The organism is Caulobacter sp. 17J65-9 (assembly GCF_010975005.1).
In the GTDB taxonomy this organism is placed as follows: domain Bacteria; phylum Pseudomonadota; class Alphaproteobacteria; order Caulobacterales; family Caulobacteraceae; genus 17J80-11.
This window is the reverse complement of record NZ_JAAIVC010000164.1, coordinates 1-8,267: the sequence shown is the minus strand read 5'-3', so window position 1 is coordinate 8,267 and position 8,267 is coordinate 1. Positions and strand designations below refer to the sequence as shown.

Sequence of the window (8,267 nt, the reverse complement as noted above, 5' to 3'; positions counted from 1 at the left end):
CGTTGAAGCGGGTCGGCTCCAGGCCGCTGGGGCCGCCGTCCTCGGGCGGCAGCTCGGGCTCGGCCGCGCGGCGGGCGGCGGCTTCTTCCAGGGCGCGGCGGGCGGCCGGGGTCAGCGCCTTGCCGGGCGCGGCGCCTTCAACTTCGGGCTCGGCGACGGGCTCGGGCGTGTCGGTCATGATAGGCGGTCCCTTGAGGGCGAAGCGAAGCGAACCCAGATAGCTAGGCGTGCGCCCCGGAAACGCCAGGGCGACAAGGGGACGCTTTAGCTACTCGCGATGAACCACCTCAAGACTTTCATGCTTCTGGCGGCCCTGACCGCCCTGTTCGTGGGCGCCGGCTATCTGATCGGCGGGACCGGCGGCATGCTGATCGCCCTGGTGCTGGCCGCGGGCATGAACCTGTTCAGCTACTGGAACGCCGACAAGATCGTGCTGCGCATGTACCACGCGCGCCCGGCCGACGCGTCGGACCCGCACCCGGTGATCCGCAACTACGTGGCCGACATCCAGGCCCTGGCCGTCAAGGCCGGCCTGCCGCAGCCGCGCGTGTTCGTGATCGACAACCCGCAGCCCAACGCCTTCGCCACCGGCCGCGACCCGGCCCATGCGGCCGTGGCCGCCACCACCGGCCTGCTGGAGATGCTGAGCCGCGAGGAGGTCCGTGGCGTGATGGCGCACGAACTGGCGCACGTGAAGAACCGCGACACCCTGACCATGACCATCACGGCGACCATCGCCGGCGCGATCTCGGCCATCGCCAACTTCGCCATGTTCTTCGGCGGCGGAAACGACCGCGAGCGCCCGGGCGGGATCATCGGCGTGCTGGCCATCGCCATCCTGGCCCCGCTGGCCGCGGCCCTGGTGCAGATGGCGATCAGTCGCTCTCGCGAATACGAGGCCGACCGCGTGGGGGCCGAGATCGCCGGCGACCCGCAGGCCCTGGCCTCGGCGCTGGAGAAGATCGAGCGCTACGCCAAGGGCATTCCCAACATCGAGGCCGAGCGCAATCCGGCGACCGCCCACCTGTTCATCATGAACCCGCTGTCGGGCCGCGGCGCCGACAACCTGTTCTCCACCCACCCCGCCACCGCCAACCGCGTGAAGGCGCTGATGGAGTTGGGCGTGCGCATGGGCGTGAAGCCCCGCCCGCTGACCGCCGTGCCGACCAGCGGCGAGCGCCGCGGCACGAACGGACCGTGGGGGTGATCTAACGCCGGTCTTGCCCGCCGCCGTCTTCGCGAAGAGGATCGGCGGCGGGGGATCGGATCATGGCTCGGCAAATCTTCTGGACGCTCGCGCTGCTGGGCCTGACGGGTTGTTCGAGCCTTCCCAGCCCACGGTATCTGGCCCGCGAGGCGGCGGCTCTCGAGCACGAGACCAGCGCCACCGACTGTGCGGTGTTCGCAGCGGTGCTGAAGGCCCGGCTTCCAGGCCGAGATTTAGGGAACTGGATCGCGCAGGGGCGCCGCCTGCTGCCTATGACGATCGATTCATACGCGGTCGTCGACACGGGCTACGCAATGGCTGACGAAGCCGAGACTTGGGGACATGAATGGCCTGAGCGGCCTGGGAAAGGCGATCTACGCCTCGCCTGCGATTGGACGGCGCTCGACCTTCCGCCCGTTCTGTCCTCCCCGGCGACCAAGGCCTACGCCAGCTTCAACAAGCCCAAGTACGCGCCGGACGGCCGGCGGGCGGTCGTGGATTTCGACTGGACTGAACGGTACCTGGTGACCCTGAGTGATGATGGATGGCGCGTTGAAGCGTCTGCGCATCTGCGGATCTCGGAAGCCGTAGACGTAATCTAGCGTAAAGCCATGAGCCGCCCCCTTGCGCTGGATCGCCATCTGCGGTTCACCGCCGCATGCCTTTCTCCGCCACCGTCCTGACCATGTTCCCCGAGGCCTTTCCCGGCCCGCTCGGCGTTTCGCTGATCGGCACCGCCTGGAAGGAGCGCGGGCTGTGGTCCCTGGACACGGTGGACATCCGGGGCTTTTCCAGCGATAAGCGCGGCTTCCTGGACGACACCCCCGCCGGCGGCGGACCCGGACAGGTCCTCAAGGCGGACGTCGTGGCTCGCGCGCTGGACAGCGTGGACGCAGCCGGGCGGCCGCTTTTGTACATGAGCGCCCGGGGTCGACCCCTGACCCAGGAGCGCGTGAAGACATGGGCCGCCGGGCCGGGCGTGATCGTCCTGTGCGGCCGGTTCGAAGGGGTGGATCAGCGGGTGCTCGACGCCCGCGGGTTCGAAGAGGTTTCGGTCGGGGACGCCGTGCTCGCTGGAGGCGAAGCCGCGGCCCTGGTCACGATCGAGGCGTGCGTGCGTCTGGTCCCGGGGGTCCTGGGCGAGACCGCAAGCCTCGAGCAAGAGAGCTTCGAGGACGGGCTCCTCGAGCATCCGCAGTACACGCGACCGCGGACGTTCGAAGGGCTCGACATTCCGGAGGTGCTGCTGTCGGGCGATCACAAGAAGATCGCCGAGTGGCGCGGCCGGAAACGCGAAGAGACGACCCGCGAGCGGCGTCCCGACCTCTGGTCGGCGCATCTCGCCAAATTACAGGCAAAGGGCGATCAAGCCCGAAACAAATAGGAGCAGCCGGATGAACATCCTGCAGCAGATCGAGCGCGAAGAAGCTCAAAAGCAGGCCGCCAAGCGCGCCAACCACCCGGAATTCGCCCCCGGCGACACCGTCCGCGTCAACGTCCGCATCAAGGAAGGCGAGCGCGAGCGCGTCCAGGCCTACGAGGGCGTCTGCATCGCCCGCGCCGGCGAGGGCATCAACGAGAACTTCACCGTCCGCAAGATCTCCTTCGGCGAAGGCGTGGAACGCGTGTTCCCGCTGCTGTCGCCGTCGATCGAGTCGATCGAGGTGAAGCGTCGCGGCGTCGTCCGTCGCGCCAAGCTGTACTACCTGCGCGACCGTCGCGGTAAGTCGGCCCGTATCGCCGAGCGCCAGATGAGCACCACCAAGACGGAAGCTTCGGAAGGCTGAGCCTCCGCTAGCTGAAGAATTCGAAAGGCCCCGGTCGCGAGACCGGGGCCTTTTTCGTTGCGCGAACCGTCGCCCCGCTTGCGGGGAGAGGGCAGGGTGAGGGGGCGTTCCGCCGCACGCCCTCAGCCGTCGAGTTTCCCCCTCCCCTCACCCTGCCCTCTCCCGCCCCAGGGCGGGAGAGGGTTCACGATCACCTTCCGCCTTCTCAACTCGATCAGCGCCCCGGCGGGAAAGGCCGCGGCCACGCGCAGGCCGGCCACCGGCGAGAGGTTGCGCACCGTGCGCCGCGCGCCCAGCAGGATCTGGCGGGCCATCTCTCCCTGCTCGATCTCGCCCTCCTCGCGCACCAGGGTCAGGCGGTGCAGCGCGTACAGCCCGACCACGGCCGCCAGCAGGAAGAAGAAGTCCCAGTGGGCCAGCTGGAAGGCCAGCAGGGAACGCACGCCCTCCGGGTCCGACCAGCGCACGTCCAGCGTCAGCCGGCGCACGGCGAAGAAGTCGGCGCCGACACCGCCGATCACCGGAGCGATCCCGGCCGCCAGCGAACTGGTCAGCGCGCTGGCCGCCACATAGGGCGTGGCCTGGCCGGAGGGGGCGAGCTTCAGGGCGATCGCGCCGGTGGCCAGACCGACCCCTGCGGTGGCCGCGCCCATCAGCACGTGCAGCACCAGCAGATAGGCCGCGGCCAGATGCTGGTCGCGGATCTGAGAGGCCAGCACCAGGCCGGCGATGCAGGCGATCAGCAAGGGCGCCGCCACGCCCAGCACCGACTTGTTGGCGAACCGGTCCGACAGCCGCCCCCAGCCGCCCAGCACCGCCAGGTTGGCGGCCTGGCTGACCACGCTCAGCGACACCACGAAACCCATGGAGAAGCCGAGCTGGCCCAGCAGCCACACGGTGATGAAGGGCGTCGCCAGGTTCACCGCGAATTGCCAGCTGGACAGGAAGACGATCAGGCGGCGGAAGTTCACGTCCCGGAACGGCCGGCGCAGCAGCTCCAGCAGGCTGGCGACATTCACGGGCGGGGCCATGCGCGGCTCAGGCGCGCGGGCGATCAGCCAGCTGGAGACCAGGCTGGTGGCGAAGGCGGCCATGAACACGCCGGCGAACACGAAGGCCTCGGCCGTGCGGCCATAGGCGGCCGCCTTGTCGACGGCCAGGCCCGCCGCAAGGGTGGCGAACAGGGTGAAGGCGGTCACGTTGGCCGTGCGCCGGGCGAAGAAGCGGCCCAGCCGCTCGGGCGGGGCCAGGTCGCGCAGCCAGGAATTCCAGGCGCAGGTCGACACCGCGTTCAGCCCCGCGTGCGCCGCCTGCAGGCCGACCAGCAGGCCCAGCGCCAGCTTGCGGTCGGGCAGGAAGGCCAGCAGGCCGATGAACGGCAGCAGCAGCCGCGCCAGGAAGGCCGCGACCACGCAGATCATCCTGCGCGCCTGCAGCCGCTCGACCAGGGCCACGGCCGGAGCCTGCAGCAACTGGCTCAGGAAGGGCAGCGCCGCCAGGAGGCCGATCACGGCGTTGGAGGCGCCCAGCCACAGCGCGTAGGCGGCCAGCACCACCCCGCCGTTCAGCGCCGCCGTGGTCGAGGCGAACATGGCGTCGCTGACCAGCGAGCGCAGGCCGCGCTCCCGCTCCGCTTCGCTGACCGTGGCCTGCGGGCCGAGGAACATCCGGTCGCAACCCCGCCCCGTGGCGGAGGTTCCCGGGCGGGTTTGTTGGATCGCCAACTGACTTGTGGAGGGCCGGCCGCTCGCGTTAGGTGGCCGCCATGACCTCTCCCGCCGCGGCCTCCGCGCCGCGCGCCGCCGCCGGCGCGCCCCTGTCCCTGCTGCTGATCCTGGGCGCCCTGACCGCCTTCGCGCCCATGTCGATCGACATGTACCTGCCCAGCCTGCCGGCCATCGCGCGGGACCTGCACGGCACGGCCACAGGCGCGCAGCAGACGGTGGCGGCCTTCTTCGTCGGGCTGGCGCTGGGCCAGCTGATCTACGGGCCGCTTTCGGACCGGATCGGGCGGCGCGGGCCGCTGCTGGCCGGGATCGCGCTCTATCTCGCCGCCACCGTCGGCTGCGCCTTCGCCCCCTCCATGCCGGCCCTGGTCGCCTTCCGGTTCGTTCAGGCCCTGGGCGGCTGTGCGGGCGTGGTGGTGGCCCGGGCAGTGGTGCGCGACCGCTTCGACCACCGCGAGTCGGCGCGGGTGTTCTCGGTGCTGATGCTGATCATGGGCGTGGCCCCGATCCTGGCCCCGCTGGCCGGCGGCTGGATCATGGCCGCCACCGGCTGGCGGACCATCTTCTGGGCCCTGTTCGCCTTCGGGGCGGCCACGGGCCTGGCCGTGCTGCTAGGCCTGCCGGAATCGCGCTCGGAAGCCACCGCGGCGCGGGCGCGGGCCGAGACCCCGTTGGCCGCCTATCTAGCCCTGCTGAAGAACCCGGGCGTCATGGCCTTCGTCCTCGCCGGCGGCCTGACCTCGGCGGCCATGTTCACCTACATCGCCGCATCGCCCGAGCTGGTGATCGAGACCTATGGCGTGCCGGCCACAAGCTTCGGCTGGGTGTTCGGGGCCAATGCGGTCGGCATCATCGGCGCCTCGCAGCTGAACCGGCTGGTCCTGCGCCGCCACGCGCCCGACCGGGTGCTGCGCGCCGCGGCGCTGTGCGCCTGCGCCGCCGCCCTGGTGCTGCTGGTCGCCGCCCTGACCGAGGTCGGCGGCCTCTGGGGCGTCCTGGTCCCGCTGTTCTTCGCCATCGCCGCCCAGGGCTTCAGCGCCCCCAACGCCGTGGCCTCGGCGCTCGCGCTCGACCCGGCCCGCGCCGGCTCGCTGTCGGCCCTGTTCGGAGCGCTGCAGTTCGGCCTGGGCGCGACCGGCGCGGCCCTGGTCGGCGTCTTCCACGACGGCAGCGCCGTGCCGATGGCGGCGGTCATCGCCGTGTGCACCCTGGGCGCGGTGACGGCGCTGCGGCTGGCGCCCAAGCCCTGACGTCCGCCAAAGAAAAAGCCCCGGCCGTTTCCGGCCGGGGCTTCGTCTTGGATCAGGCGCCGAGAGCTCAGCTTCCCTTGGTCTTGGCGATGTAGGCGTCGACCTGCTCGGCCAGCACGTCCAGCGGCAGGGCGCCGTTGGCCAGCACCACCTCGTGGAAGGCCTTGATGTCGAACTTCGGCCCCAGGGCGGCCTTGGCCTTCTCGCGCAGCTCCAGGATCTTCAGCTGGCCGATCTTGTAGCTGGTCGCCTGGCCCGGGTTGGTGATGTAGCGGTCGATTTCCTTGGCGACGTCGCGCTCGGACAGGAGGGTGTTGTCGCGGAAGTACTGCATGGCCTGGTCGCGCGACCAGTGCTTGGCGTGGATGCCGGTGTCGACCACCAGACGGCCCGCGCGCCACAGCTCCAGCGACAGCCGGCCGAAGTCGGAATACGGGTCCTGGTAGAAGCCGGCTTCCTTGCCGAGCTTCTCGGCGTAGAGGCCCCAGCCCTCGATGTAGGCGCCCTGGTAGCCCAGCCGGCGGAACATCGGCAGGTCGGTCTGCTCCATGCTGCGGGCGAGCTGGAAGTGATGGCCCGGCGTGCCCTCGTGGTAGGTGATGGCCTCGATCTGCGGCTTCAGCACCTGGGTCATGTCGGACAGGTTGACGTAGTAGATGGCCGCCCGCGAACCGTCCGGGGCGCCCGGATTGTAGAAGGCCACCGACGCGGTCGCCTCACGCCAGGGCTCCACCGCCTTCACTTCCAGCGCGCCCTTCGGCAGGTTCGAGAACTGCTTGCCGGCGGCGTCCTTCATGTAGGTCGCCACCATGGCCTTGGCGTCGGTCAGGTACTGCTGCTTGCCCTCGGGCGTGTTCGGATAGTGGAACTTGGCGTCGGTCTTCACGTAGGTGAAGAACTCGGCCAGCGTCCCCTTGAACCCGACCTTGTCCTTGATCGCCTCCATCTCCTTGTGGATGCGGGCGACTTCCGACAGGCCGATGTCGTGGATCTGGGCCGGGGTCAGGTCGGTGGTGGTGTAGAAGCGCACCGTGTCGGCGTAGTAGGCGTCGCCGTCGGGCAGGCGCCACACGCCGTCGGTCGAATTGGCCGCCTTGGAGGCCTTCTCCAGCGAGGCGATCACGCGGTCGAAGCCGCGCTTGTAGGGGCCCTTCATGGCCGCTTCGCCGTCGGCGAGCAGCTTGGCCTTGGCGGCCGGATCGGCCTTCAGCGCCTCGACCTTCTTCTTGAAGTCGGCCCACACGGCCACGTCCTGGCCGGCGGTGAAGGGCGCGCCCTCGATCTGCGAGCGGGTGTCGCCGATCACCGGCTTGTAGACGAAGCTCGGCGAGACGAAGCCCTTGGCGGTGCGGGCGTCCAGGTCGTCGGCGATCTCGCCGCCGACCCGCTCCATCGCCTTCAGACGCGAGACGTAGGCCTCGGCGTCGGCGACGCTGTCCACGCGATGGCTGTTGATCAACATGACCGGCAGGCCGTTCAGGGCGCTGCCGTTCGAGGAGACCGCGTAGTTCTGCCAGCGCCACTTGGCCAGACGCATCGTGGTCTCGGCCTGGTGCTCGTAGAGGCGGTAGGACAGCTTGCCGCTGTCGCTCAGCTTGGCGTAGTCGAACTCGCGCTTCATCCGCGCCAGCTGGTCCCTGGTCAGGTCCAGCTGCTGCTGTTCGCCGGCGATAGTGTAGTCGCCGAGCTCGCCGTAGCGGTCCTTCGACCCGAGTTGGGTCAGGCTCTCGGGGCTGAGCGCCAGCTGCTCCTTGAAGGTGGTGTCGAAGAAGGCGGCGAGCCGCTGGTCTTCGGTCTGTGCGGCCGGCGCAGCCGGCGCGGCCTTGGCGGCGGGCGCGGCGGCCGGGGCCGCGGCCCAGGCGTTGGCGGCGGACAGGCTGACGAGGATGGCGAGCGCGGACGCGGCGGACTTGAGCATTGGACGGGCCCCTCCCGAGGAATTCGGGCGCGAGCTTAGGCGCAATCTCGACCGCTGGTCATGAAACTTTCGACAGAAGCCGTCGAGCAGCCGACCGGGCGGCGCTCAGGTCTCAGAGAAACAGGTTCTCGAGCTTGGCCTTCGCCGAGGCCAGCAGGGTCTCGCCGCCCCCCTGCTCCTTCTTCGGCGCGGGGGCGGGCTTGGCCGGAGCGGCCTTGGCCGGCGCGGACTTGGCCACGACAGGCTTGGCCGCGGCCGGCTGCGACGCGGCCTGGGCGGCGACCGCGGTCGGAGCCTGGACTGGGACCTGGCTCTGGGCCGGGGCCGGAGCGGCCGCCGTCGTGGTCGGATTGGCGGCGGGCGCGGCCTCCTCAGGCG

9 protein-coding genes are annotated in these 8,267 nt (G+C 70.3%); 5 read left to right on the top strand and 4 right to left on the bottom strand.

Annotated elements, in window-relative coordinates; all coding sequences use genetic code 11:
• The coding region (locus G3573_RS18040) for a DUF1674 domain-containing protein (protein WP_346427413.1) at positions 1–178 on the bottom strand (178 nt) is incomplete at its 3' end.
• Between the two features lie 99 nt (positions 179–277).
• Between G3573_RS18040 and htpX the strand changes: the two genes are divergently transcribed.
• The 4 genes from htpX to rplS all read left to right on the top strand — a co-directional run bounded on the left by htpX (position 278) and on the right by rplS (position 2,994).
• Positions 278–1,207: a zinc metalloprotease HtpX gene (htpX, locus tag G3573_RS18035; protein ID WP_163263080.1), complete on the top strand. Its 930-nt coding sequence runs from the start codon at positions 278–280 to the stop codon at positions 1,205–1,207.
• Positions 1,208–1,269: 62 nt separating this feature from the next.
• Positions 1,270–1,809 carry a hypothetical protein gene (locus tag G3573_RS18030; protein WP_163263079.1) on the top strand — a complete coding sequence of 180 codons (540 nt, stop codon included), beginning with the start codon at positions 1,270–1,272 and terminating at the stop codon, positions 1,807–1,809.
• A gap of 56 nt (positions 1,810–1,865) precedes the next feature.
• A complete protein-coding gene (trmD, locus tag G3573_RS18025) occupies positions 1,866–2,591 on the top strand; it encodes a tRNA (guanosine(37)-N1)-methyltransferase TrmD (RefSeq protein WP_163263078.1) in 726 nt (241 codons plus the stop codon).
• A 10-nt stretch (positions 2,592–2,601) separates the two neighbouring features.
• Complete coding sequence (gene rplS, locus G3573_RS18020; protein WP_163263077.1) at positions 2,602–2,994, top strand: 50S ribosomal protein L19; 393 nt, start codon at positions 2,602–2,604, stop codon at positions 2,992–2,994.
• 122 nt (positions 2,995–3,116) lie between these two features.
• Here the strand turns inward: rplS and G3573_RS18015 are convergent, their stop codons facing one another.
• A complete protein-coding gene (locus G3573_RS18015) occupies positions 3,117–4,661 on the bottom strand; it encodes an MFS transporter (RefSeq protein ID WP_163263076.1) in 1,545 nt (514 codons plus the stop codon).
• A gap of 98 nt (positions 4,662–4,759) precedes the next feature.
• On the opposite strand from G3573_RS18015, the gene G3573_RS18010 reads away from it, so the two are divergent.
• Positions 4,760–5,971, top strand: coding sequence for a multidrug effflux MFS transporter (locus tag G3573_RS18010; protein WP_163263075.1), 1,212 nt, complete (start codon positions 4,760–4,762; stop codon positions 5,969–5,971).
• 67 nt (positions 5,972–6,038) lie between these two features.
• Here G3573_RS18010 and G3573_RS18005 read toward each other — a convergent pair whose 3' ends face one another.
• Both G3573_RS18005 and G3573_RS18000 read right to left on the bottom strand, forming a co-directional pair.
• Complete coding sequence (locus tag G3573_RS18005; RefSeq protein ID WP_163263074.1) at positions 6,039–7,889, bottom strand: DUF885 domain-containing protein; 1,851 nt, start codon at positions 7,887–7,889, stop codon at positions 6,039–6,041.
• A 112-nt stretch (positions 7,890–8,001) separates the two neighbouring features.
• On the bottom strand, positions 8,002–8,267 hold a 266-nt coding region (locus G3573_RS18000; protein ID WP_205598348.1), incomplete at its 5' end, for a hypothetical protein.